The following is a 25003-nucleotide window of genomic DNA, read 5'->3' on the forward strand; positions in this document are numbered from 1 at the left end:
CATGCCCCTTCCCGACGATCGCATCCTCACGCTGCCCCTCGGTTCCGAGCCCTCGCTCCAGCGGCGCTACATGGTGCTCGACGAGGATCTCCCGGCCAATGTGCGGTTCGGCCTGATCCTGGAGGTGCTCGACAAGGTGGCGGAGGAATGCGCGCTCGACTACGTGCGGCGCATCCATCCCCAGGCCCGCGTGGTGACGGCGGCCATCGACAACATCTACGTGCGCAGCGCCGCGGACGTGCGTCGGGACCTGGTGTTCCGCGCCCGGATCAACTTCGTGGGTCGCACCAGCCTGGAAGTGGGCATCCGCGTCGAGCACGCCGCCGGTCCCGATGGCAGCCCACCCGCGCACATCGCCTCCTGCTACTTCACCATGGTGGCCCGGAGCACCACGGGAGCCGGCGCGGAGAGCCTGGTGCTGCCCTCGTTCGGCCCCGACGACGCCCTGGCGGTGCGGCGGTGGGAGCGGGCCATCGCGCGACGGGAGGGCTACCGCCAGCAGCTGCACCAGGCCCAGGAACCCCCCACCCGCGAGGAGTACGCGCTCCTCACGTCCCTCCACGCGGCCCAGGACGAACCCGGTTTCCGCGGGCTGATGGCGGCGGATTGCGTCACCAGCGGGTGGGAGCGCACCTATCCCGAGCACGAGAACGTCCCCACGAAGATCTTCGGCGGGCACCTGATCCGGCAGGCCTTCGAACAGTCCGCCATCTGCGCCGAGCAGGTGGCTCCGCACCGGCCCGTGATCGTGGCCGTGAACCGCATCAACTTCGTCCAGCCCGTGCGGATGGGCGACAAGCTCCAGTTCCTCAGCCGGGCCGTGTATTCCGGGAACACCAGCGTCTGCGTGGAGACGGACATCATCCGCGTCAGCCGCGACCGGACCCAGACGAACCTCTCCAACAGCTGCGTGTTCACCTTTGCGAACGTGGACGAGGAGCTGCGTCCCCAGCCCGTGCCGCCCATCTATCCCACCACCTACGCCGAGGATGCCCGCTACCTGGCCGCCCACCGACGCCGCGCCGCGCGGCTGGCCTGGCAGGCGTCGCGGAGGCGGTAAGATCACCGCATGACCACGCTCCTCCTCATCCGCCACGGCATCGCCGAGGACCTCCACCCCGGCCAGCGCGATTCGGACCGCGCCCTGACGCGGGAGGGCTGGACCAAGACCCGCGCGGCCATGCACGGCCTCGTCGCCCGCGGCCATGTCCCCACCCGGGGCTTCAGCAGCCCCTACCGGCGGGCCGTGGAGACCATGGCCTGCCTCCAGGAGGCGGCGGGGGCCTTCCCCCTGGAGACCTCGCTGATGGTGCTTCCGGAGAGCCGGGTCCCGCAGGCGGACCTCTGGCTGCGCGGCCTGGCGGCCGAAGCAGACGGCACCCTGGCGGTCATCAGCCACCAGCCGTTCCTCGGCGAGCTGATCTTCCACCTCACGGGACGCAACTTCGAAGTGAAGAAGGCCAGCTGCACCGTCATCCGCTGGGAGGACGGCCTCTGGCGCTTCGAACGGCAGTACCAGCCTTCGGAACTGAGGCACGGCGCATGAGGCCTCAGCCCACCTTCGCGACGCTCGGCTCGGGAGTGAAGCTCCACTACCGCGTCCAGGGCAACCCCCAGGGGCCCTGGCTGGTGCTGCTGAACGGCCTGCTGTCGGACACCACCATGTGGGCCGGCGTGCTGCCCGGCCTGATGGACCGCTACCGTGTCCTCACCTTCGACAGCCGGGGGCAGGGCAAGTCCGAGGCGCCCGTGGAGGGGCCCTATCCCACGGCTCTGCTGGCTGCGGAGACCTGGGAGCTGTTCGGGCTCCTGGGGGTGGAACGCCCGTGGCTGCTGGGCCTCTCCAACGGCAGCGCCATGAGCCTGGAGCTGCTCACGACCCACCCCGGCGCCTTTGCGGGAGCGGTCCTCACGAGCGCCATGCCCCGCATCGACTTCGCCATGGCCCTCAAGGCCGAGCACTGGGCGCACTGCCTGGAGGTCGGCGGGCCCCTCATGCAGTTCGATGCCGTGGCGCCCTTCCTGTGGGGCGATGCCTTCCTGGAGGCGCGCCACGGCGTCTTGCGGGCCTACCACCAGGTCGTGACGGGCGGCACCGACAAGCCCATGCACGGGAACCTGCACCAGATCCGGGGGATCCTGGGCTGGGACATCCGGGAGCGGTTGAGTCTCATCCAGGATCCGGTGCTGCTCCTCTCCGGCGCCGAGGACCTGCTGACCCCTCCGTGGAAGTGCCGGGAAACAGCCCAGTCCATCCCGGGCGCTTCCTTCGAGGTCGTGCCCGGCATCGGGCATGCCTACCCTGTGGAGGATCCCAAGGGGTTCGTTGCGAGGACTCGCGCCTTTATGGATAAAGTCGACACCGGGTTTGGCCGATAGGGGAAACTGGCCTACCATACATCCTTCCCCGAGCCACTCCCGACTCGCCCTGCCCCCGAGGTGACCTATGGCCACCCCTTCTCAGTCTCCCGCCATCTTGAGCTTGCAAGAGCTCAAGGAGCTGTCCATCGGCAAGCTCGCCGAGCTGGCCAAGGAACTCCAGATCGAGAGCCCGCTCTCGATGCGGAAGCAGGAGCTGGTCTTCCGTGTGCTCCAGGCCCAGGCTGAGCGCGAGGGCCAGTTCTTCGCGGAAGGCGTGCTGGAAGTGCTGCCCGAGGGCTTCGGCTTCCTGCGCAGCCCCGACCAGAACTACCTGGCAGGCCCCGAGGACATCTACATCTCGCCCAGCCAGATCCGCAAGTTCAACCTGCGCACCGGCGACACGCTGTCCGGCATGATCCGCGCCCCCAAGGAGGGCGAGAAGTTCTTCGCCATGCTGCGGGTGGATGCCGTGAACTTCGATCCCCCGATGACGGCCAAGGAGCGGATGCACTTCGACGACCTGGTGCCCCTGTATCCCAAGCACCACCTGCGCATGGAGCGGGATGCCCAGGAACTGAGCACCCGCGTCATGGACCTGATGACCCCCCTGGGCAAGGGCCAGCGCGCCCTCATCGTGGCTCCGCCGCGCACGGGCAAGACCGTGCTGCTGCAGAACATCGCCAACTCCATCACCGCCAACCACCCGGAGGTGTTCCTCATCGTGCTGCTCATCGACGAGCGGCCTGAGGAAGTCACCGACATGGAGCGCAGCGTGAAGGGCGAAGTGGTCTCCAGCACCTTCGACGAGCCCGCCACCCGCCACGTCCAGGTGGCCGAGATGGTCATCGAGAAGGCCAAGCGGCTGGTCGAGCACAAGAAGGACGTGGTGATCCTGCTGGACTCCATCACGCGCCTGGGCCGCGCCTACAACACCGTGGTGCCGCCCAGTGGCAAGGTGCTCTCCGGCGGCGTGGACAGCAACGCCCTCCAGCGGCCCAAGCGCTTCTTCGGCGCCGCCCGCAACATCGAGGCCGGCGGCAGCCTCACCATCGTCGCCACGGCTCTCATCGAGACCGGCAGCCGCATGGACGACGTGATCTTCGAAGAGTTCAAGGGCACCGGCAACAGCGAGATCGTCCTGGACCGGAAGCTCAGCGACAAGCGCATCTTCCCGGCCATGGACATCCAGAAGTCCGGCACCCGCAAGGAGGACCTGCTCATCGACGCCGCCAAGCTGGCCAAGATCTGGGTCCTCCGCAAGATCCTCAGCGCCAGCGGCCCCAGCGAGAGCATGGAGCTCCTCGTGGACCGCCTCGGCAAGGCCAAGACCAACGACGAGTTCCTGGCCAACCTGCAAGAGCCGCCACCCCGCAGGTAGCGGCCCGGCCCGGAATCCGGCTGGGCCGGATTCCGGGCCCACCCCGACACGCCCCCCCCCCCGGCCGCTCGCGCCCGGCCCCTGAGTGGGGCTGGGCCGGATTCCGGGCCCCCGCTACACTGGAAGGTCGGACAGACCATGACCTTCCCGCATTCACCCTTCCAGATCCGCGACGTCGAGGTGCCCAACCGCCTCGTGATGGCGCCGCTACATGAGATCACCGACCAGCCCTTCCGGAAGTTCATCCGGGAGATCGGGGGGGTGGGGCTGGTGGTGTCGGAGATGATCAGCAGCGAGGCGCTGATCCGCCACGCGGTGAAGGCCGAGAAGATGATGGCGGCCACGGGTGAGCGGCCACTCTCCATGCAGATCTCCGGGGGACGCCCGGAGGCGCTGGCCGAGGGCGCGGCGCTGTGCGAGACCGCCGGGGCGGATCTGGTGGACCTGAACATGGGCTGCCCGGCCAGCAACGTCACCAAGGGCGGCGCGGGCTCCGCCCTGCTCAAGGACATCCGCCTGGCGGAGCGCTGCGTCACGGGCATGGTGAAGGCCGTGAAGGTGCCCGTGACCGTGAAGATGCGCGCGGGCTGGGACGCCTCCCAGAAGGAGCGGGGCGAGTTCCTGGACTTCCTGCGCATGTTCGAGGCCGCGGGCGTGCAGGCGCTGGCCATCCATCCCCGGACCCGCGCCCAGCAGTACGAGGGCCACGCGGACTGGAGCATCATCGCCCGGGCCGTGGAGGCGGGCACCTCCTATCCCATCATCGGCAACGGCGACGTGAATCTCCGGGAAGATGCGTACCGCATGGTCGAGGAGACGGGCTGCGCGGCCGTGATGATCGGCCGGGGCGCCCTCTACAACCCCTTTCTCTTCCGGCAGATCCTGGAGCCGGCCTTCGTCGTGACCACGGAGATGCGCATCGACGCCACCCTGCGGCTCTTCCAGATCCTGCTGGACCTGCTGGAGCCCCGGGAGGCCCTGCACAAGATCAAGAAGATCGGCGCCTGGTTCACCAAGGGCGTGCCCGGCGGCCACGGCTTCCGCCAGAATCTCCACGCCGCCAGCGATCCCCAGGCCCTCATGGCCGCCATCGACGCGCTGAGGCACCAGGCGGCTTAGCGCCTGCGTCCTCCGCCTCCGAAGATGGACCCCATGACGCCCCGGATGATCTGGCGGCCGATGGAGCTGCCGGCGGCGCGGATGACGCTCTTGCCGAAGGCCTCGATCATGGAGTCGCTGCGCCGCGCGGGTTCCTTGTCGGCCTTGGCTTCCGCCTTGGCCTGGGCCTCGGCGGCCTCCTGCTGCATGGCCTGTTCGGCGCGGGCCTTGAGCTTCTCGAAGGCGCTCTCCCGGTCCACGGCCTGCTCATAGTGGCCTGCCAGGAGAGAGGTCTTGATGACCTGCTGCCGCTCCTCTGGCGTGATGGGCGAGAGCTGGCTCTGGGGTGGGCAGACGAAGGCGCGCTCCACGATGCCGGGACGGCCCTTCTCGTCCAGCAGGGACACCAGGGCCTCGCCCACGGCCAGTTCAGTGATGGCAGTCGCCACGTCCAGGTCCGGGTTGGCCCGGAAGGTCTCGGCGGCGGCCTTCACAGCCTTCTGGTCGCGGGGCGTGAAGGCGCGCAGCGCATGCTGCACGCGGTTGCCCAGCTGGCCCAATACCTTCTCGGGGATGTCCAGCGGGTTCTGGCTCACGAAGTAGACGCCCACCCCCTTGGAACGCACCAGGCGCACCACCTGCTCGATCTTGTCCAGCAGGGCGTCGGGCGCGTCATTGAAGAGGAGGTGCGCCTCGTCGAAGAAGAAGGCCAGCTTGGGCTTCTCGGGATCGCCCACCTCGGGCAGGCGCTCGAAGAGCTCCGACAGCAGCCAGAGGAGGAAGGTCGCGTAGAGCTTGGGCGCATTGATGAGCTTGTCCGCCGCCAGGATGTTGATGACGCCCCGGCCCTTGGCGTCTGTCTGGATGAGATCGTCGAGGTCCAGGGCGGGTTCGCCGAAGAAGACCTCGCCGCCCTGGCTCTCCAGCTCCAGCAGGCCGCGCTGGATGGCGCCGATGCTGGCGGCGGAGACATTGCCGTACTGGGTCTTGAACTCGGCGGCATGGTCGCCCACGAACTGGAGCATGCTGCGCAGGTCCTTGAGGTCGAGCAGCAGCAGGCCGTTGTCGTCGGCGATCTTGAACACCAGGTTCAGCACGCCGCCCTGGGTGTCGTTGAGGTTCAGCAGCCGGGAGAAGAGCAGGGGCCCCATGTCGCTGATGGTGGTGCGCACCGGGTGGCCCTGCTGGCCGTAGAGGTCCCAGAACGCCACGGGATAGCCCTGGTATTCGAAGCCCTCGAGCTTCAGCTGGTCGACGCGCTCGGCCACCTTGGGGTTGTCACCGCCGGGCTTGCAGAGGCCCGGCAGGTCGCCCTTCACGTCCGCCAGGAACACCGGCACACCGATGGCGGAGAACCGCTCGGCCATGGTGCGCAGCGTCACCGTCTTGCCGGTACCTGTGGCTCCGGCCACCAGCCCGTGGCGGTTGGCCATGCGGGGCAGCAGGACGAGATCAGACGCGCCTTTGGCGATCAGCAGGGGCTCGGACATGGGGGCCTCGTGAAGGTGGAGGGGATGCGATCGATTCAGGCCGGCCCTGCGGCCGTGGCCTCTTCCAGGGAGAAGGCCGTATCGCCGGTCTGGGGCGCCCGCCGGATGGCACAGGCCTCGGCCGGGCAGCGCTCGCAGTAGAGGCGTCCGCAGGGATCCACGTGCGTGTGCACCTCCCCTTCGATGTCGGCCCCCTCCAGCGCACGCTTGCCGAAGCCTTCGCAGAGGTCGTGGGCCTGGCGCACGGGGTAGTACTCGGGCACGACCATGTGCACGTCCACGTGGGTGTACCGGCCTGAACGGAAGGTCCGCATCTCGTGGACGGCGATGATGTCCCAGGTGCGGGTGCGGTTCATGGCCGCCAGGACCTTGCTGAGCACTTCGGGATCCTCCATGTCCAGCAGGGCCTGGGAGGATTCCTTCACCAGCCGGAAGCCTGTGCGGGCCAGCAGGAGGCCGACGATCATGGCCATGACGGGATCGAGCCACTTGATGCCTGTGAGCTTCACGGCCAGCAGGCCGGAGGCGATGCCCACGGTGGTCCAGAAGTCGGAAAGGATGTGGTGGCCGTCCGCCTCCAGGGCCCGGGAGCGGGTCTTGCGGCCCTGGGTGAGGAGGAACCAGCCCAGCAGCCCATTGAGGGCGCCGGCCAGCAGGTTGACGGCCAGGCCCCGGCCCAGGTCCTTCAGCACCACACCGTGGATGAGCCCCTCGGCGGCCTCGAACAGGATGAAGGCGGCCGCCAGGGAGATGAGGCCACCCTCGAAGGCGGCGCTGAAGTGCTCGATCTTGCCGTGGCCGTAGGGATGTTCCTTGTCCGCGGGCTTGCCTGAGAAGACCACGGCGCCCAAAGCGAAGATGGCGGCCACGACGTTCACGACGCTTTCGATGGCGTCGGATTTCAGGGCCACGGATCCCGAGAGCAGGTAGGACAGGTATTTCAGGCCGAGGACCGCCACCCCTGCCGTGATGGACAGGAGGGCGATGCGGACCCGGGATCGCTGTTCGAGGTGTTCGGCGGACATGGCAACTCCGGCCTCCACGGTACCAGCCGAAAGGAGGAAAGGACTCACGAAGGGCACGAAGGGAAAACGAGAACACGAAGACAAAGACTCATCCTTCGTGGTCCGGCTCGATTCTTCGCGCCCTTCGTGGAGATCTTTTGCGGGTCTATTCGAAGTCCTCGAAGAGCCCCCGCTGGAACCCATTCCCGGGGTCGGCCGGGAAGGGGAAGGCCGCCGGTGCGGACCAGGGACGATCAGGATCGAAGGGCGCCGGGGGCGGCAAGTCCGGCGGCAGCCAGCGGAGGGCGGGGGCAGGCTGGATCTGGGCCAGCATGGCCTGGGCCCCGGCCTCGGGCGGCACGGCGGGTACCCGCAGGAGGATGGTGGGGGGATGGTCGAGGGTGTCGGTCCAGCCGGCGGGCTGGAGGGCGCGGGCCTCCAGGGGCGCGGGGTCGCGCGGGTCTGCGGCGAGTCCGGGCGTGAAGGCGCCGGGCGCGGGCGGAAGGGGCAGGCTCGCTCGCCAGGGCAGGCCTTCCCGAAGCGCCTGGCGCCCGAGCAGAGCGGCGATCCGCGGATCGCCGCAGGCACCCAGGTGGATCGGCGTTCTCAGCCGTTCCTGGAGCAGGGCCTTCAGGGCGCGAAGCTGCCCGAAGGCGGCGGGCCAGGCGCCTCCGGCCCGCTGGAACTCGATGCCGCCTGCCAGGGCCAGCCGCCAGCCCGCGGCCCGGCGCAGGAAGGGGAGGTCCACCCAGGCGTTCGCTGACAGGCGCTGGGCCAACCCCCGTTCCGCCGCGCCCTGGGCCTCCGACATGGCGGTGATCAGGGCTTCGCCGGAGGCCAGGGTGGAGAGGGCTCCGAGGGGCAGGGTCACTTCACCCCAGAGCCAGCCGGGGGGCACTTCGTCGCCGGGCGCGGGCGTGCCCAGGTCCGGCAGGCGCCAGGTCGTGGCGACCCGCGGAACCCAGCCGACCACGCCCTGGCGCCAGGCTTCGCCGAGGGGTCCCTCGGGCATCTCGGGGGTGTGGAGCCAGGCCCGGAAGGCGCCGCCGGGGAGCTGCGCCGCCGCCTCCGGCCCGAGGTGCAGGGCCAGCCCGGGGATGGCGGAGATGGCCTCCCACCAGCCTTGCCGGGACTCGGCGGGCAGGGCCTCCATCCAGGCCGGGGGATGGTCCCAGATCAGGCCAAAGCCCCCGGGGAGCAGGGCCGCCAGGTTCATGAGCCGGGCCAGGGCGCGGCCCGGCGCCGCATGGACCGAGGCCAGCCCTTCTTCGAGGAAGCGCGAGCCCGACCAGCCCGCCCAGGGGCCGTCCGTGGCAGCGCGCAGCATGAAGCCCCGGCCTTCGTCCTCCGTCACCGGGCCTCCCCGGCAGCGGATGCTGATCTCAGGGCCATGGGCGCGAACATGGGCCGGCCCGCGCCGCCCGGCGTGAAGGCCAGGGCCCAGCTCTCCCGGAGGCGACGGGCGGACTCCCGGGCGGCGGCGCGATCCTCGAGGCCTCCCAGGCGCAGGCCGAGCCAGGTGGCGGACAGGAGGCAGCCCGTGCCGCGGCGCTGGCCGGGCAGGCGTGGCGCGGCCTCGAGGCGTTCGATGCCCTCCCGGGTGATCCACAAATCCTGGATCAAGTCCCCCGGGGCATGGCCGCCCTTGAGCCACACGGCCGCGGCACCAGCCTCGAGCCAGGGCGTGGCCAGCCGTTCCGGGGCGGCCCCTTGGATGGCCTCGGGAGGCAGACCGGCGAAGGCGGCGGCTTCGCCCCGGTTGGGGCTGACCACCCAGCCGCCCATGGGCAGCAGGTCCGCAGCCATGCGGCGCAGATCGCCGCCGTCGTGCAGGCCCACCCCGGCGCTGGGGGCCAGGATGGGGTCCCAGATGCGCACGGGCGGTGCGAGGTGGCGCAGGGTGGCGCAGAGCCGCCGAAAGGGGCCGGCCTCCAGGGCGCAGAGGCTGAGCTTCACGCCCCAGCGGCCCGCCAGATGGGGGGCGAGGGTTTCGAGGCGCTGGACCGGGTCCATCCCCGGAGCCTCGATCCGGGTGCAGGCCAGGCCGTTCTGGAGCGTCTCCGCCAAGCTCACGGCCATGGGCTGGCAACCCAGCTCCGCCAGGGCGAGGGCATCGCGCAGGAGACCTGCTCCCCCGGACGGGTCCATCCCGCCCAGGCACAGGGCGACCGGCGGGGCGCTGAGGCGAGAGTCATCCATGGCGAAGTCCCAGGATGACACAGGATGAGGGCCCGGCGCTCCTCTCGAGGCTCATCCGGATCACAAAGAAAGACGGGGTTTACAGCGCTCCGACCGGGGGAAAACGAGGGTCCGGGCCCCACACGGGTTCCAACGGGTCATGGGCCATTAATATTTAAAAAAAGCGCTTTGACGCGAAACAGGGCCCACCGAAGCGGGCCCTGCGATCCTGGTGTCCGGCCGAAGCCGGTCAGGCTGGTCCTACTTGCGCTTCTTGCCGCCCTTGCCGTTGACTTCGTCAGCGAGCTTCTTGCCGGGCTTGAACTTGGCGACCTTCTTGGCAGCGATCTTGATGGGCTTGTTGTCGCGGGGGTTGCGGCCGGTCCGGGCGCCACGGTTGGCGACGGAGAAGGTGCCGAAGCCCACGAGGGTGACCTTGTCGCCGGTGCGCAGAGCGCCGGAGATGCCACCGAGCACCTGGTCCAGGGCCGCAGCGGCCTGGGCCTTGGTGATGCCGGCCTTGTCGGCGACGGCGCTGACCAGTTCAGCCTTGTTCATGGAAACCTCCGAATTTGGGGACTGTGTCCCCGGGTTGAGAGAAACGGAATCGGCTCCACGCGGAGACGACCGTGGCTACTGGATTTTCGAATATCATTTGCCCGCAAAGGCCCATGAATACTGTATTTCCTAAACTGCCAAGAAGCTACGCCGCAGATGTAGCACGGTCAAGGCTTTTATTTGAAAAAAAAACGGAGATCGGCTCCCCTGCGGAATCTAGGCTGGCATGGAACATCCGGATGGGCGGAAATACTGGCACCTAAGTTCCATGGATGGCACAGATCACCGTAGAACGGGCCATTGGGGAAGAGCCTCGGCGCGGAAGGCCTGCCGAGGGGCGGTTCGGGGCCTATGATGGGTCCTATGACGCATCCATACTTCCTCACCGTGGCCTATGCGGGCGGGGGCTTTCACGGCTGGCAGATCCAGACGAGCCTGCGGAGCGGGCAGGGGGATCTCTGGAAGGCGCTGCGGGCCTTCGATCCGGAGGCGCCCCTGCCCCAGGGTACGGGGCGCACCGATGCGGGCGTGCATGCCCGGGCGCAGGGCGTGCTGATCCAGGCCAACCGGGAGTGGGATCCCTACCGTCTGCTGGCGGCCCTGAACGCGCACTTGCCGAGGGATATCCGGGTGATGCGGGCGCAACCCGCGCCAGCAGGGTTCTTCCCGCGCCAGCATGCGGTGGCCAAGCGCTACATCTACCGGCTGGGCCTGGGGCCGGCGGAGGATCCTCTGATGGCGCCCTTCCGCTGGCACATCCGCCAGGCCGGACCTCTCGACCTCCTGGCCATGGCCGCGGCGGTTCCGCCCCTGCTCGGCACCCATGATTTCTCCAGCTTCCGCTGCACCGAATGCGCCGCGAAGACACCGGTCCGGACCCTGCACGGCATCCGGTTCGCGCCCAGCGAGGGCGGCGTGGACCTCGTCTTCGAGGGCAGCAGCTTCCTCATGCATCAGGTCCGCATCATGACCGGCACGCTGGTGGAGGTGGGGAAGGGGCGGCGCCGCCCGGATTCTCTCGGCGCCGTGCTGGCCGCGAAGGACCGCACCCGGGCTGGGCTCACGGCACCGCCCGAAGGCCTCTGCCTGGAGAAGGTCTGGTACGAGGCCGCATGGGCGATCGGCGAGCCCAGCCCCTGGGGTGAGCGGGGTTGAAGCCGTCCCCGGTCCTCAGTCTTCAGTGAGGCTTCGCCCTTCCCGTCCATTTCTGAAGACTGAGGGCCGAAGCCTCAATCCAGATAGAACCCGACGCCCTGCCAGACCTTGAAGCGGGTCTTGCCGTCCTTCGAGGTGGCTGGGTCGAAGACGAGCTTCTTGGCCGCCTCCACGCAGGCCTCGCCCGCCTCCTTCACGTCGGGTCCGTCGCCGGGGAGGCCTTGGATCAGGCGGGAGGCGACCACCTCGCCCTTCTCGTTCACCAGCACGTTCACCACGACCACGCCCTTGGGCCGGCCGGAGAAGAGCCCTGAAGATTTCAGCCGGGGGACCACCCGGTTCAGGTTCAGAGGCCGCGCGGGCTGCACCTCCGCACCCAGGATCACCAGATCTCCTTCGGCGGGGACGGCGCTCACCTTCTGGCGGAGTTCCTCGTTCTCGACCTTGAGCCTCGCGGCCTCGGCCTTGGCCTCCTCGGCTTCCTGCCGGGCGACCCGGACATCCTTCAGGATGGCGTCGCCCCCGCGCTCGTTCTCCTGGAGGGTGGCACGGACCTGGTCGGCCTCCTTGCGGGCGGCTTCCGCGGCCGCCTTGGACAAGTCCCGGGCCTTCTGGGCGGCGGCCAGTTCCTGCTGGAGGTCTTCGGTGGCGGCCAGCCGCTGCTTGAGGCTGTCCCGCTCCTCGGTGAGCTGCCTGACCTGGGCCTGAAGCTGGGCGGGGGTGGGTTTCTTCGCCGCGGCGAGGGGCAAGGTGATCAGCAGCAGGGCGATGGCGATGCGCATGGCGCCTCCGGATCCGGGAGGGGTCAGCGCAAGGAACCCGGCTGATCGCCTCCCTTGGTGAGTTTCGATGTCTTGAGAATCCCACGCTTGATGAGCCGCGAGAAGATGGCGAGACACTCATCCTGCTCGAAAGGCGCGATGGTGAGGATGTCGCGGATGGACCACAGGCCGTTCACCCGGCTGGCCAGGAAGGCCTCGTTCGGGCCGAGGTCGGTGGTCATCAGTTCATCCAGGGTCACGGCCAGCGCGGGGACCAGCTCCTGATCCAGCTTCCGGTCGTCCAGGAGATCCTGGACCACGGCCATCATCCTGCCCGCGTCCACATGGCGGGGCTGGTCCTTGAGGATCCGCCGGAGTTCGACCTGGGCCTCCTGCAGCTTCTGCTTCTCCATCAGGGCGCGGACCCGCTGGAGATGGAGGCTGGGGTTCTCCCCGAGGTCCCCGCCGGGGTTCACGATGCGCAGCAGGCCCTTTTCGTGGAGGTCGAAGAGCAGCTTGTTGACCTTGTATTCCGGCATGCGGATGTTCAGGACGAGCTGGTCCACGCGGACATGCCCATCCATGCGCGCCAGGATGTCCGCATCCTCGGAGGCCAGGGGCAGATGCTCGGCGATGGCTTCGGGAACGGGCGCCAGCACGGCATCACCGCCCCTGATGACCCGCCGGATGCGCTTCCAGTCGTCCATCCGGCGAGCGCCTTCCAGCACGATGCCGGTGACGTCGAGGCTGAGCAGCATGGCCTTCTGGTGGGAGGCCGCGCCGTCGTGGTAATCGAAGCTGCCCGAAGGCCAGAGGAAGGTGTCGTAGATGCTCTCTTCGACTTTCAGCTGCACGATGCGCCGGACCTCGGCTTCCGTGATCAGCTGGCGGTTGATGAGGATGCGCCCCAGCAGCTGCTGTTCGTCTTCCTGAGTGGCCAGGGCCTCCCGCAGCTGATCTTCGGTGATCCGGTTGAAGGCGAGCAGGTACTGGCCCAGGTACTCCCGGGGATCGGACGACCAGACGCTGGTGATGCGGCCCTCGTGGAAGGCCATGCGCTTGGTGTGCAGGGGGCCGCGAAGCTCGAGGACGCCGGTCTTCTTGCCGACGGCCAGCCATTGGAAGATGTCTTCCAGGCTCATCGTCGCCAGATCACCGCTCAACGCCAAGACCGTGCCTCCTGTCCGGACAAGGCTAACCTGGATCTTGGCTGGAAACCCAGGTCGATCAGGATTCTACAAGCCTCCAGACTCTGCTTCTGGATCGGCCGGAGTCAAAGCCGGGTCAGGGTTTCGCGGATGGCCTGGTTCAGCAGGTCGGGATGGTGCCGGGCCATCGGCGCTTCGGGATCCAGCAGGGGGAAGCGGTGCACAGGAATGCCCAGCACCTCGCTGGAGGGGGCCAGGATGGGCTCGCCGCCCTCCTCCCGGTAGCGGGCGAGCATCTCGGGCTGGAGCGGGGCCGAATTGGCGATCACGGCCGAAATGCCCACGCGCCCGAAGGAGGAGATGGCCGCCAGGTGGTTTTCCAGGTCCAGGCCGGAGGATTCTCCGGGTTCAGTCATGAGGTTGGCCACATACACCACGGGGGCGCGGGAGATGGCCACCGCCTCCTGGAGCTCCGACAGCAGCAGGTTCGCGATGGTGGAGGTGTAGAGGCTGCCGGGGCTCAGGATCACCAGGTCCGCCCGCAGCAGGGCGAGAACGGCCTCGGGCAGCGGCTCGGCGCCGGCGGGTTCCATCCACAGGCGCGCCAGAGGCGGACGGCACGAGCCCACGGCGGTCTCGCCTTCGTAGCGGCGGCCTTCCATGTCTTCGGCGCAGAGCGTGATGGGCACCACGGTGGAGGGGAAGAGCCGGCCCACGGTCACCAGCACGCCCGAGAGCTGCCGGATGGCCCGCACCCAGTCACCGGTGAGGTCCGCCAGGGCCCAAAGCATGAGGTTCCCCAGGGAGTGCCCGGCCAGGCTGCCGTCCCCCCTGAACCGGTAGTTCAGGAGATCCGAGAGGGCCGAATCCTCCAGAGTCAGGGCCGAGAGGCAGTTGCGCAGGTCCCCGGGCGGGATGCCGCCAAGTTCGTCGCGGATCCGCCCGGAGGAGCCACCGTTGTCGGATACGGTGACGATGCCGGTGAGCTTCCAGGGGTCGCGGCTGCGCCCCGCCTCGCGTTTCAGGGACCGCAGCAGCGCAGCGAGCCCGGTGCCGCCGCCCAGGGCCACCACCTTCAGGGGCTGGTCGGCATGGAGACCCCGGGGCCCTGACATGGGACGGTCCGGCGCGGCCTAGTGGCCTTCGGTGAAGGCGAACAGAGGGGACTTGCGGACGGAATTGAAGTCCGGCTCCATGTGCCACTGGAAGATCAGGTCCGCTTCCAGTTCCACGGCCTTCTTCAGGCTTTCCGCGGCGCCCTCGGCGTTTTCCATCTGGGCGAAGGCCACGGCCCGGAGGTAGTGCAGCGTCCCGTGCGTGGGGTGGGCCTTGATGGCCTTCTCGAGCTGCTTGAGGGCCCCGTCCGTATCGCGGCGGTTGAGGCTCGCCTGGATCTCGGTGACGGTGTCGGGCGTGGCGACCTTGGGGGGATGCAGCTTGGATTCGGCCAGGGCGCGATAGACCTGGGCCCGGCGCTTGACCGCCCAGTCACCGGCGGCCTGGGCCTCCACCATCAGGGCATCCAGGGCCTTCACGGCCTCGGCGTGCTTGCCGCCTTCCGCAAGCTTCACGGCCTTCGCGAACGCATCTGCGAGCGGGAAAGCCTGGACGGCCGGAGCGGGGGCGGACTTGGGAGCGTGTTCTGACTTGGCCTTCGTCGCCATGCGGGATCCTCTGGAAGCCTTGGAGAAACTATAGGATGACAGCTTTTCCCGGGCAAATGGCCCCGACGGGCCCAGGGAATCCATCCTCAGGCCTTGAAGAGGGCCTTCTCACGGTTCAGGATCCGCGTGGAAATCCAGGTCATGAGGGTCGCCAGGCCCACAGTCATGGCAAAGGCGATGGCGTATTCGCCCCAGTTGGGCTGCTGGCTGAACAGCTTGCGGAGGGCCAGGCAGACGTTCACCACGGGCACGTAGGAGAGGAAGGACATCTTGTCCACGCCGGGCGCCATGGTGAACATGCCGAGGAACATCACCAGAAAGATGCCGGGTGCGATCGCGCTGCCGGCCTCGATGGTGTTCCTGGCCTGGATGCCCATGAGCAGGATGAAGTTCGCGAAGAACAGGCCCAGGGGAACCATGATGAGGAAGGTGAGGCCCAGGGTCAGGGGGTTGGCCAGGGCGGCCACCGCCTGCATGGAGGAGTGGGATCCGCCGCCGATGAAGGGGATGGAGAGGGCCATGCTCAGCAGGTTCAGGAGGGCGGAAATGACGCCGATGCTGAAGATGTAGATCAGCTTGCCGAGGATGATCTGGTTCCGCGGCAGCCGTGTGGCCATGAGGCTGAGCAGGGTCTGGCGTTCCTTCTCGCCTGCCGTGGCGTAGATGCCGTGCTGCATGGAGCCCGCGTACATCATGATCATCAGGAGGTAGGGCAGCAGCCGGCCCGCGATCTTCCCCATCTGGAGGGAGGCGTCCGCGGCGTTCCTCACCTCCAGGTTGAGGGGCTCCGCCAGCTGGGGGGAGGCCCCCAGGGTGTGGAGGCGGCCCTGCACCCAGCTCTTCTCCTGCTCCTTGAGCGTGTCCTTCAGCCGCTTGAGCGCGACCCCGGAGGCCCGCTCGCTTTCGTCCATGGTGGCGGCCAGGGTGAAGGTCTCCTGCTTCTGCAGGGCCGCGGCCGCTGACGGGGCCACTTCCAGGGCCAGCTCCAGCTTCTGGTCTCGGATGGCCTGGTCGAGGCTTCCCTCGGGTCTCGGCACCAGCTCGAAGAGCAGGGGCTGGGCCTTCAGGGCCGGAGCCAGGACGTCGGAGGGATCGGTCAGGTAGATCCGGCTGGCCTTGTTGCGGTTCTTGGCCTCGTCCCGCTTCTCCATCCGGGCGATCATGCCGAAGATGGCGGGATAGATCAGGAAGGGCAGCACGAAAGCGAAGAACATCGTCTTGCGGTCCTTCGAGAGTTCCAGGAACTCCTTCTTGGCGATGAGGAGGGCGCCTCGCATCAGTGGTTCTCCTCGGATTCGGCTGCCAGCTGGAAGAAGACTTCATCGAGGTTCTTCGCGCGCCTCGATTGCAGGAGATCCCGGGGCGGGGCGTCCCCGTGCAGCTTGCCGTCGAAGATGATGCCCACGCGGTCGCAGATGTCCTCGACCATGGGCATGACGTGGGTGGAGACGATCACGGTGCGGCCCTCTTCGCGCATGATGCGGAGCAGGTCCAGCACGGTCTTGGCGGTGAGCACGTCCAGGCCGGTGGTGGGTTCGTCGAAGATCACCACCTTGGGATCGTGCAGCAGTGCCCGGGCGATGCTCACCTTCTGTTTCTGCCCCGAGGAGAAGCCCTCCATCCTCACATCGGCAAAATCCGCCAGCTGGAGCTTATCCAGCAGGTGCATGCCCCGGCGCTCCGCGACCTTGGGCTCCACGTCCTGGAATTCCCCAAAGATCCGCAGCAGCTCCCGGGGGGTGAAGCGCGCGTAGACCCCCATGTCCGTGCTCAGATAGCCCAGGCAGCCGCGAACGGCTTCCGGCCTCTGGCGGGTCTCGTGGCCGCAGACATGGATGGTGCCGGTGTCCGGTTCCATGAGCCCGGCGATCATGCGCAGGGTGGTCGATTTGCCGGCGCCGTTGGGGCCCAGCAGACCGTAGATCTCCCCGGGCCTGACTTCCAGCGAGATGCCGCGCACGGCATCGATGCGCTTGGTGAGTCGGGTCTTCCGGTCCTTGACGGTGAAGGATTTATGGACCTCACTGAGCTGGATCACCAAGCCTCCGGGTGGGAAGGTCACAGTGTAGGGGGAAGACCGCCTGCCGGTCGGGTGGACCGGCGAACGGTGCGGTCGGGCCGGTGAACGGCAGTCTTAGAGTGCCTAACAAAACCCCGACGGGGCCGCGAGAAAGCCAGGTGGGATGCACCGCAAGGAAGGGCCCGCAGGGCGATGCGGGACATCGTTCAAGGGCCGTGACGCTGCGGGGCGCCCACCTGGCTTTCTCCCTTCGGGCGAGGGCCGGCGGGCGTCGCGAAGCCGCGTCACGCTCGTCGCGCGTAGTACCCGCTACGCGTCTTCTCGCGTTCCTCGCCTCGCTCGCCCGGCGACCCTCGCGCGGTCCCATGGGAGTTTTGCTAGGCACTCTAATGATGGCCGAGGGCGCCCGTGGCGCTGAGCGCCAGCATCACCAGGCCCAGGCCCAGGCAGTACAGGGCGAATCCGTTGAGCCTCGGTTTCCGGGTGAACCGGTCGAGGAGCCCGATGGCCATGTAGCCGGAGATGGCCGCGGCGAGGACACCGATCCCGCAGAGCAGGGCGGGGGAGGCCGAGCCGGCGGGGAAGGCCAAGTCCGCGGGCAGGGGCTGATGGCGGAGCAGGGGCTTCAGCAGGCCCCGCAGCTCCACCACGGCGGCCGCCGCGATGGTGGGCACGCCCAGGAGGAAGCTGAACCGCGCCGAGGCCGGGAGCCGCAGGCCCTGGAAGACGCCCATGGAAATCGTGGAGCCGGACCGCGACAGGCCGAAGCCGCCGCCGATGCCCTGGATGGCGCCCACCGCCAGGGCGTCCGAGGCGCGCAGATCACCGATGCCCCGGCCTGCCTGGTCTTCATGGCGCAGGTTGTTCCGCTCGCAGCTGAGGCGGTTGGCGAGGTAGAGCAGTCCGGAGGTGCAGACCAGCCCGATCCCGTAGACCCACAGGTGCTCCTTCGCGGCCTCCTTCACGCCCTTGGTGGCCAGCCCGAAGATGCCCGTGGGGATCATGGCGAGGAACAACCACAGGGCCAGCTTCCGGCCCTCCGCGTCCCGACCGATGCACCCCATGGCCACCTGGAACAGCTCGCGGCGGAAATAGATCATCAGGGCGATCAGGGTGCCCCCGTGCAGCAGCACGTCGAAGGCCAGGGGCATGGGCCGCCCGCCGAACATCAAATGCTCGGCCAGGGTGAGGTGGGCGGTGGAGGACACCGGCAGGAATTCCGTCAGGCCCTGGATCAGCCCCAGGAGGATGGCGTGCAGCAGATTCATTCAGTCCCTCGGCGCAAAGGAACAGTGTGCCAGAGGAATCAGGCCTCCCGCGGAAGCGCCCGCAGGAGGGCGAGGTACTCGCGGTGCTCCTTCCAGCCCCGGACCATGGCCAGGGCGCTCCAGACGAGGATGCCCAGGAGGAGAATCACCAGGACGATCTGGACGACGGTGGAGGCGGTTTCCATCGAGGATTGACGGTAGGGTCGGGCGCTCCAGAAGGCCAGGAATGAGGCCAGGAACCAGAGCATGCACTCGCCGACAAGGACGGCATAGACCCGGGCCTCCTCGATGCCGCGCAGCATCCACGGCGTGGGGGCGAGGTAGAGCAGGGGGAGCCAGAGTGCGGCGAGCGAGGGCATGGTCAGGCAGGCGCCCGCCGGATTGGCGCGCAGGAACCCCGATGCGAAGCCAAGGATGCAGAGGCTGAGAAAAACACCGATGAACAGGGCGAGGCCCAGGATCCAGAACCATCTCCGGCGCTCGTAGGCAGCGTCCGGGCTGGCCTTGACCTCCCCGAGATCACGGTAGAGCACGCGGCCCAGGAGGGTCTTCAGGACCAGCCAGGCGAAGGGCGCGAGCAGCAGATACTCCAGGAGGTAGTGCCCCATCGGGCGGACTCCCAGCGCATCGACATACATCGGGGCCGTGAGGAAGAGCACCGCCATCAGCCCGCCCAGGGCCGTGGCCAGGCCGCTCTTGCGGGCCTGGAAGACGGCGTAGTTCCGGGTCAGGGTGGCCAGGGCTTCAAGGTCCGTGGTGGTCATGGCTTGCCTTCCTTCGGGAGCAGGGCCCGGAGCTGCTGGTGGTAGGCGCGGAGGGCGGTCCGGCCGTCCTCGGTGATGCGGAAGCTGGTGACGGGGATGCGGCCCTGGAAGGCCTTCACGGTTTCGAGATACCCGGCCCCCTCCAGCTTTTGCGTATGGCTTGAGAGGTTGCCCTTGCTGAGGCCCGTGACCCGCTGGAGGAAGAGGAAGGCCACCTCCTCCGCTGAGGCCAGCACCGTGAGGATGGCGAGCCGGGCGGGTTCGTGGACAATGCGGTCCAGGTCCAGGATGGCTTTGGGGTTGGTTCCTGTTTTGCCCATGAAACAAGTTTGTATTGCAAACTTGTTTTGTCAACCACCCATCTCGGCTTGTGTTTGAATCTCCCCATGCGATCCATCGACCTCCGCTCCGACACCGTAACCCAGCCCTCGAAGGAGATGCGCGCCGCCATGGCCTCTGCGGAGGTCGGGGATGATGTGCTGGAGCACGATCCCACCATGGTCCGCCTGGAGGGCTGGGTGGCTGAGCTGCTGGGCATGGAGGCGGCCCTGTGGGTGCCTTCCGGCTGCATGGGCAATCTCATCGGCTTGATGCTCCATCTCAAGCGCGGGGATCGCTTCCTGGCGCCAGCCCAGGCCCATGTCCTGGGCTCGGAGCTCGGCACGGCGGCCTGGCTGGCGGGCGGCATGCCCGAGGCCCTGGCGTGGGACGGCGGCCCCGGCCGTCCCACGCCGGCCCAGGTGACCAGGGCCGCGGGGGCGCCCGGTCCGTACTACACGCTGCGCACGACGCTGCTTTGCCTGGAGAACACCCACAACTTCGCGGGGGGGACTGTGACGCCCCTGGCCGAACACCGCGCCCTGGTGGCTGCCGCGAAGGCCGCGAGGCTGGCCGTACATCTGGATGGCGCGCGGATCTGGCATGCCGCGGCCGCCCTGGGACTGGCACCCGCGGCGCTGACGGAAGGCGTGGATACCGTGCAGGTCTGTCTCAGCAAGGGCCTGGGCGCGCCCATGGGGTCGCTGCTGGCGGGCTCGAAGCCCGCCGTCGCCGAAGCCCGGCGGCTCCGCAAGATGCTGGGCGGCGGAGTCCGCCAGGGCGGGGTCGTGGCTGCGGCGGGCCTGGTGGCCCTGGACTACCTGCCCCGGATTGCCGAGGATCACGCCAAGACCCGGCGCCTTGCGGAAGGGCTGCGGGGGTTCGGCATCGCCGCGCCCACGCCCGAGACGAACGTCCTGCTGGTGCCGGTGCCCGATGCGGCGGCGGCCCTGGCGGCCCTGGAATCCGTCGGCGTCAGGGCCCTGCCGGTGGGCTCGGCCATCCGCTTCATCCCCCACCGCGACCTGGAGATGGCCGACATCGAGGATGCCCTGCGCCGCATCGAGCCCTTGGCCCACCTGCTGCGGACCGCCTGACCATGAAGCTCCGCATGGCCCTCCTGGCTCTGGCGCTCCTCGCCCTCGTGGCGGGGGGCACCTGGTGGTACCTGGATGCCCTGGTGCCGGTGCCGTTGGCTTCGAACGAACAGCGGTTCGTGCCCGGCCAGCCCGAGTTCGGGGAGGATGAGGCGGTGGTGGAGGTCCTGCTTCCGGCAGGTCCGACCCTCGACGCGTTCCTCGTCAACCAGTCGGACCTCGCCCTGCTGGAGAAGGCGCCCGAGGGTGGCTGGGCGGGACAGCTGCTGGCGGGGCTTGAAGGCTCACGGCACGGTCGCCGCTGGCGGCTCGCGGTGAGGCCTGGCTGGCGGTTGCAGAACGGGACCCTGCTCGATGCGGCCCAGATGGCCAAAGCCCTCGCCGCCGAAGCGGGGAAGCTGGGGGGCACGCTCCGCGTGGTCGACGGGGTCACGCTCGAACTGCGCTTCAGGACCCGCCAGGAAGGGCTCCCCGCCTTGCTCGCCCAGTGGCGGGTTCCCGGCAGCGGACCGTTCATCCGCCAAGGCTTGACCCTCACCCGCTTCGAGCGGTTCACCCCTGGTCGTCCCGGGCTGGCCGGAGTGCGCATCAGCACGGACCCCGCCCTGATGGAGAGCCGCGCCTGGGCCGAGGGCCTGGCCGCCCGGCGCTGGGCCTGGGCCGTATTCCCCGGGCAGGTCGCTCCTGAGGACATGGCCAGGGTCCGCATCGCGCCCTACGACGAGTACCGCACGAAGGACGGCTCCGTGTGGTTCCTCTCCCGGCGCATGCGGCGCCTGAGGCCGGAACCTTCGGACTGGGCCCGCACGCGGCTGTTCGGTGTTTGGAAGAGCAGCACGGAACTGCCGTACGACCCGCTCGGTTTTTGAGGCCTACTCCAGATTGGCCGATTGCTCGCGGATCTGGTCGAGGGCGCCCTTGGCTTCCATGACCGCGCGGGTCATGGCGATGCGCTTGCACTTGCTGCCGGTGGTGTTGAGCTCGCGCAGGACCTCCTGGCACCACACGTCCACGGCCTTGCCTTCGAGCCGGCCGCTGGCGAGGCGTTCCGCGAAGTCGTCCAGGTGGGCGGCGAGCCGGGTCAGCTCTTCGCGCACGTCCTGCCGCTCGGCCAGCACACCGGCTTCCGCCAGCAGCCGCTCGGCGGGCAGCTGGCCCGCGAGACGGGCGTCCTCCAGGAGCTGCTCGATGCGCTGGCGGTAGAGGCCGGGAAGCTCCGCAGCCTGGAGGTCCGCCTCGGCCTGGAGCCGCTCACACAGGGAACACAGCCGCGCCAGCCCATCCGCGAAGAAAGGGCGCAGCCGTTCGGCCTCCCGGGCCCGGCCCTCGTTCCAGGTGGCGAGCAGGGCCGCCAGGGCCTCGCGCACGGGGGCCTCCATGCGCTCGCCCAGGTCCGAGGCGGGCGCCTGGAAGGCGCCGGGCAGGCGGAAGAAGGCCTCCGCGGTGAGGGGCGGCAGGTTGAGCCACTCGGCGTCCTCCTGCCAGCCCTTGGCCACCGCCCGCAGCAGGGCGCGATTCATGCGGGGCTCCAGCGAGGGCTCGTCCTGCACCTCCACGGTGAGGTCGAGCTTGCCGCGCTGTGCGGCCTCGCGCACCTGGGCGCGGAGCCCCGCCTCCAGCGGGAACAGGGCGGGGGGCAGGCGCAGGCTGAGATCCAGGGCCTTGCTGTTCACGCTGCGGAGGGACAGCCGAAGCTGCCCGGCCTCGAGGGGCCGGACGACCTCGGCGAAGGCGGTCATGGATCTCATCAGGTACCCCGGAGGTTGAGCCTCCAGAGTAGCGCCTCAGCATCCGCCCACCGCCAGCCAGGGTGCCTCGACGCGCCGCCGGGTCTCGTAGGCCTCGATTTCCGAGAGGTTCGCCTCGCTGCGCTTGATCTCGTCCATGCCTTCCAGCAGGGCGGCCTTCCGCGCGGCTTCGATCTCGAAGCGGAAACCGCAGCCGGATCCGCTCACGGTCTGGGTGGACAGGTCCACCGTGAGGGGGCCGGCCTCGGCCGCGAGTCGGGCGATGGTTTCCGCGGGCAGGACGACCGGCAGGACCCCGTTGGAGAAGCAGTTGTTGAAGAAGATGTCCGCGAAGCTGGGCGCGACGACACAGCGGATGCCGAAGTCGAGCAGGGCCCAGGGCGCGTGCTCGCGGCTGGAGCCGCACCCGAAGTTGGGCCCCGACAGCAGGATGGTGGCGTTCCGGTAGGGTTCGCGGTTCAGGACGAAGTCCGGAACCTCCCGGCCCTCCGGATCGTGGCGGAGCTCGTCGAAGAGGTGCCGGCCCAGGCCCGAGCGGACCAGGGTCGTGAGGAACTGCTTGGGGATGATGAGGTCCGTATCCACGTTGGCGCGGAGCAGGGGGGCCGCGATGCCGGTGAGGGTCGTGAAGGGCATCATGTCAGTTCTCCAGCATCCGGCGAACATCGGTGAAGTGGCCCGTCACCGCGGCGGCCGCAGCCATGGCCGGGCTCACGAGGTGGGTGCGGCTGCCGCGGCCCTGGCGGCCCTCGAAGTTGCGGTTGCTGGTGCTGGCGCAGCGCACGCCGGCCTCCAGCCGGTCCTCGTTCATGCCGAGGCACATGCTGCAGCCGGGCTGCCGCCACTCGAAGCCCGCCTCGAGGAAGATCCGGTCGAGGCCTTCGGCCTCCGCCTGCTTCTTGACCAGCCCGGACCCGGGCACGACGAGGGCACGCACGCCCTGCGCCACTTTCCGGCCCCGGGCCACGAGCGCGGCCTCGCGCAGGTCCTCGATGCGGCCGTTGGTGCAGGAGCCGATGAACGCGACCTGGATCCCGATGGCCTCCATGGGCGTGCCGGGCTCCAGGCCCATGTATTCCAGGGCGCGGAGGATGGCGTCGCGCTCGTCCGCGGTGCGTGCCTGGGCGGGATCCGGCACGCGGCCCGTGATGTCCGTGACCCACTGGGGGCTGGTGCCCCAGGTGACCTGGGGGGCTAGGCCGCGGAGGTCGACGACCACTTCCTGGTCGAAGGCCGCTTCGGGATCCGAGGTGAGGGTGCGCCAGTGGGCCACGGCCGCGTCCCACAGGGCGCCCTTCGGCGCGAGGGGGCGGCCCGCCACATAGGCGAAGGTGGTGTCGTCGGGGGCCACCAGACCGGCCCGGGCGCCGCCCTCGATGCTCATGTTGCAGAGGGTCATGCGGCCTTCCAGCGACAATCCGCGGACGGCGGATCCGGTGTATTCCATGACGCAGCCGGTGCCGCCGGCGGTGCCGATCTGGCCGATGAGGCGGAGGGCCATGTCCTTGGCGCCGGTGCCGGGGGGCAGGGCGCCGTCGAAGCGGACCCGCAGGTTCTTCGAGCGGCGCTGCGGCAGGGTCTGCGTGGCCATGACGTGCTCGACCTCGCTGGTGCCGATGCCGAAGGCCAGGGCTCCGAAGGCGCCGTGGGTGCTGGTGTGGCTGTCGCCACAGACCACCGTGGTGCCGGGCAGCGTGAAGCCCTGCTCGGGCCCCACCACGTGGACGATGCCCTGGCGGTCGTCCAGGAGCGGGATGTAGGGCACGCCGTGGGCCTTCACATTGGCTTCGAGGGCTTCCACCTGCAGGCGGCAGGTCTCGTCGCGGATGCCCTTCTCCCGGTCCGCCGTCGGCACGTTGTGGTCTGCCACGGACAGGATGTTGCCGGGCCGCCGGAGCGCGCGGCCCGCGAGGACCAGGCCCTCGAAGGCCTGGGGGCTGGTGACCTCGTGGACCAGGTGGCGGTCGATGTAGATGAGGCTGGTGCCGTCGGCGCGGGTGGCCACCAGGTGCTCGTCCCAGATCTTGTCGTAGAGGGTTCGGGGGCTCATGGACGCTTCCTTCCCGGGGCGGGCATGGGTTGGCTGAAGTCGATGGAACGGATCAGGTCGAGGAAGGCCCGCGTGGCGGGGGACAGGGCCGCCTCGCGGCGGGTGACGATGCGGATGAGCTTCTCCACCTGGAGCTCGCGGATGGGTACCTCCACCAGCCGGCCTTCGCGGACGGCCTCGGTGGTGGTCATCCGGGGCAGGATGGCCAGCCCGGCACCCAGGGCCACGAACTCCAGGATGGTGGCGATGGACGCGAGCTCCATGGTGAGGCGGAGGGGTGTGTTGCAGCGGGCGAACAACTCGATGATGGCGGTCCGGGTGGGCGTGGGGGCGTTGTGCGCCACGAAGCGCTCCTCGCCCAGGTCAGTGATGCTGAGGTTCTTCCGGCGGGCCAGGCGGTGCCCCGGCGGCATCACCAGCACCATGCGGTCCCGGTGGATGACCTCGCTCACGAGCTCGGGATGGAGGGCGTCGTAGGAGACGAAGCCCACGTCGAGGCGCCGCTCCAGCACTTCGGTGGGGATGCGCTCGGAGGTCTGCCGGTAGGCCTGGATCTTGATGGCGGGCCACGCCTGCTGATAGGCCAGCAGGATCCGGGGGAGCAGGAACTCCGACACGCTCTCGTTCGCGCCGATGTTCAGGCGGCCCTGCTGGAGCCCCTTCAGCGCGCCGAAGGTGTCGAGGATCTCCTGGCGCAGGTCGAACATGCGCTGCGCCAGAGGCAGCAGGGTCGTGCCGGCGTCCGTGAGGGTGCCCCCCTTGGTGGTGCGGTCCACGAGGGTCTCGCCCAGTTCCTCCTCGAGTTTCTTCAGGGCGAGGCTCACGGCGGGCTGCGTGCGGAAGAGGCGCTCCGCCGCGCGGGAGAAGCTCTTCTCGCGCGCCACCACCAGGAATGTTTCCAGCTGCCCGAGGTCCATGGACCCTCCGTCGGAAAGTGTAGGGT

At 68.9% G+C, this 25003-nt stretch carries 26 protein-coding genes; 8 read left to right on the forward strand and 18 right to left on the reverse strand.

Translation table 11 applies throughout. The features are described 5' to 3' along the window. Position 1: 1 nt before the first annotated feature. The 5 genes from MLE43_RS00620 to dusB all read left to right on the forward strand — a co-directional run bounded on the left by MLE43_RS00620 (position 2) and on the right by dusB (position 4858). The gene (locus tag MLE43_RS00620) at positions 2-1060 is read left to right on the forward strand and encodes an acyl-CoA thioesterase (RefSeq protein ID WP_243300689.1); all 1059 of its coding nucleotides are present in this window, start codon (positions 2-4) and stop codon (positions 1058-1060) included. Positions 1061-1069: 9 nt separating this feature from the next. Beyond that, the gene (locus tag MLE43_RS00625) at positions 1070-1546 is read left to right on the forward strand and encodes a SixA phosphatase family protein (RefSeq protein ID WP_243300690.1); all 477 of its coding nucleotides are present in this window, start codon (positions 1070-1072) and stop codon (positions 1544-1546) included. Next, on the forward strand, positions 1543-2379 hold the full coding sequence (locus MLE43_RS00630) for an alpha/beta fold hydrolase (protein ID WP_243300691.1): 837 nt from the start codon (positions 1543-1545) through the stop codon (positions 2377-2379). The genes MLE43_RS00625 and MLE43_RS00630 overlap by 4 nt, the downstream gene beginning before the upstream one ends. A gap of 97 nt (positions 2380-2476) precedes the next feature. After that, positions 2477-3739, forward strand: a complete 1263-nt coding sequence (gene rho / locus MLE43_RS00635; protein WP_243302317.1) for a transcription termination factor Rho — start codon at positions 2477-2479, stop codon at positions 3737-3739. A 138-nt stretch (positions 3740-3877) separates the two neighbouring features. Then, complete coding sequence (gene dusB, locus MLE43_RS00640; protein ID WP_243300692.1) at positions 3878-4858, forward strand: tRNA dihydrouridine synthase DusB; 981 nt, start codon at positions 3878-3880, stop codon at positions 4856-4858. Here dusB and MLE43_RS00645 read toward each other — a convergent pair. The 5 genes from MLE43_RS00645 to MLE43_RS00665 all read right to left on the reverse strand — a co-directional run bounded on the left by MLE43_RS00645 (position 4855) and on the right by MLE43_RS00665 (position 10067). Further along, positions 4855-6327: a helicase HerA-like domain-containing protein gene (locus MLE43_RS00645; protein ID WP_243300693.1), complete on the reverse strand. Its 1473-nt coding sequence runs from the start codon at positions 6325-6327 to the stop codon at positions 4855-4857. The genes dusB and MLE43_RS00645 overlap by 4 nt on opposite strands. Positions 6328-6362: 35 nt before the next feature. Beyond that, entirely contained in the window at positions 6363-7352 is a 990-nt protein-coding gene (locus MLE43_RS00650; protein ID WP_243300695.1) for a cation diffusion facilitator family transporter, read from the reverse strand. 145 nt (positions 7353-7497) lie between these two features. Further along, positions 7498-8685, reverse strand: coding sequence for a hypothetical protein (locus MLE43_RS00655; protein ID WP_243300708.1), 1188 nt, complete (start codon positions 8683-8685; stop codon positions 7498-7500). Then, positions 8682-9530: a bifunctional hydroxymethylpyrimidine kinase/phosphomethylpyrimidine kinase gene (locus MLE43_RS00660; RefSeq protein ID WP_243300709.1), complete on the reverse strand. Its 849-nt coding sequence runs from the start codon at positions 9528-9530 to the stop codon at positions 8682-8684. Before MLE43_RS00660 ends, MLE43_RS00655 begins: the two co-directional genes overlap by 4 nt. 240 nt (positions 9531-9770) lie before the next feature. Then, complete coding sequence (locus MLE43_RS00665) at positions 9771-10067, reverse strand: HU family DNA-binding protein (protein WP_243300710.1); 297 nt, start codon at positions 10065-10067, stop codon at positions 9771-9773. Between the two features lie 363 nt (positions 10068-10430). Here MLE43_RS00665 and truA point away from each other — a divergent pair, with 363 nt between their 5' ends. Next, a complete protein-coding gene (gene truA, locus MLE43_RS00670; RefSeq protein ID WP_243300711.1) occupies positions 10431-11222 on the forward strand; it encodes a tRNA pseudouridine(38-40) synthase TruA in 792 nt (263 codons plus the stop codon). 74 nt (positions 11223-11296) lie between these two features. Here the strand turns inward: truA and MLE43_RS00675 are convergent, their stop codons facing one another. From MLE43_RS00675 to MLE43_RS00715, 9 genes are all read right to left on the reverse strand, one after another. Continuing rightward, positions 11297-12004: a hypothetical protein gene (locus MLE43_RS00675; protein WP_243300712.1), complete on the reverse strand. Its 708-nt coding sequence runs from the start codon at positions 12002-12004 to the stop codon at positions 11297-11299. Positions 12005-12027: 23 nt separating this feature from the next. Further along, positions 12028-13152, reverse strand: coding sequence for a DUF4388 domain-containing protein (locus MLE43_RS00680; protein WP_243300713.1), 1125 nt, complete (start codon positions 13150-13152; stop codon positions 12028-12030). A 104-nt stretch (positions 13153-13256) separates the two neighbouring features. Further along, entirely contained in the window at positions 13257-14246 is a 990-nt protein-coding gene (locus MLE43_RS00685; RefSeq protein WP_243300714.1) for a gluconeogenesis factor YvcK family protein, read from the reverse strand. An 18-nt stretch (positions 14247-14264) separates the two neighbouring features. Continuing rightward, a complete protein-coding gene (locus tag MLE43_RS00690) occupies positions 14265-14795 on the reverse strand; it encodes a TPR end-of-group domain-containing protein (protein WP_243300716.1) in 531 nt (176 codons plus the stop codon). 86 nt (positions 14796-14881) lie between these two features. Further along, complete coding sequence (locus MLE43_RS00695; protein WP_243300718.1) at positions 14882-16072, reverse strand: ABC transporter permease; 1191 nt, start codon at positions 16070-16072, stop codon at positions 14882-14884. Continuing rightward, complete coding sequence (locus tag MLE43_RS00700) at positions 16072-16833, reverse strand: ABC transporter ATP-binding protein (protein WP_243300720.1); 762 nt, start codon at positions 16831-16833, stop codon at positions 16072-16074. The genes MLE43_RS00695 and MLE43_RS00700 overlap by 1 nt, the downstream gene beginning before the upstream one ends. Positions 16834-17201: 368 nt before the next feature. After that, the gene (locus MLE43_RS00705) at positions 17202-18083 is read right to left on the reverse strand and encodes an undecaprenyl-diphosphate phosphatase (RefSeq protein ID WP_243300722.1); all 882 of its coding nucleotides are present in this window, start codon (positions 18081-18083) and stop codon (positions 17202-17204) included. A gap of 38 nt (positions 18084-18121) precedes the next feature. After that, positions 18122-18847, reverse strand: a complete 726-nt coding sequence (locus MLE43_RS00710; RefSeq protein WP_243300723.1) for a hypothetical protein — start codon at positions 18845-18847, stop codon at positions 18122-18124. Next, entirely contained in the window at positions 18844-19167 is a 324-nt protein-coding gene (locus MLE43_RS00715; RefSeq protein ID WP_243300725.1) for a winged helix-turn-helix domain-containing protein, read from the reverse strand. The genes MLE43_RS00710 and MLE43_RS00715 overlap by 4 nt, the downstream gene beginning before the upstream one ends. Before the next feature lie 66 nt (positions 19168-19233). Here MLE43_RS00715 and MLE43_RS00720 point away from each other — a divergent pair, with 66 nt between their 5' ends. Then, complete coding sequence (locus MLE43_RS00720) at positions 19234-20262, forward strand: GntG family PLP-dependent aldolase (protein ID WP_243300727.1); 1029 nt, start codon at positions 19234-19236, stop codon at positions 20260-20262. A gap of 2 nt (positions 20263-20264) precedes the next feature. Continuing rightward, positions 20265-21131: a hypothetical protein gene (locus MLE43_RS00725; protein ID WP_243300728.1), complete on the forward strand. Its 867-nt coding sequence runs from the start codon at positions 20265-20267 to the stop codon at positions 21129-21131. Between the two features lie 3 nt (positions 21132-21134). On the opposite strand, the gene MLE43_RS00730 is transcribed toward MLE43_RS00725, so the two are convergent. Genes MLE43_RS00730 through MLE43_RS00745 form a run of 4 tightly spaced genes read right to left on the reverse strand, consistent with a single transcriptional unit; the run spans position 21135 to position 24977 of the window. Continuing rightward, positions 21135-22010, reverse strand: coding sequence for a YicC family protein (locus MLE43_RS00730; RefSeq protein ID WP_243300731.1), 876 nt, complete (start codon positions 22008-22010; stop codon positions 21135-21137). 36 nt (positions 22011-22046) lie between these two features. Further along, a complete protein-coding gene (gene leuD / locus MLE43_RS00735) occupies positions 22047-22649 on the reverse strand; it encodes a 3-isopropylmalate dehydratase small subunit (RefSeq protein WP_243300732.1) in 603 nt (200 codons plus the stop codon). Between the two features lies 1 nt (position 22650). Further along, complete coding sequence (gene leuC / locus MLE43_RS00740; RefSeq protein ID WP_243300734.1) at positions 22651-24060, reverse strand: 3-isopropylmalate dehydratase large subunit; 1410 nt, start codon at positions 24058-24060, stop codon at positions 22651-22653. Beyond that, positions 24057-24977, reverse strand: coding sequence for a LysR family transcriptional regulator (locus tag MLE43_RS00745; RefSeq protein WP_243300735.1), 921 nt, complete (start codon positions 24975-24977; stop codon positions 24057-24059). Before MLE43_RS00745 ends, leuC begins: the two co-directional genes overlap by 4 nt. Positions 24978-25003: the final 26 nt, after the last annotated feature.

The organism is Geothrix oryzisoli, from assembly GCF_022808865.1.
Lineage (GTDB): Bacteria > Acidobacteriota > Holophagae > Holophagales > Holophagaceae > Geothrix > Geothrix oryzisoli.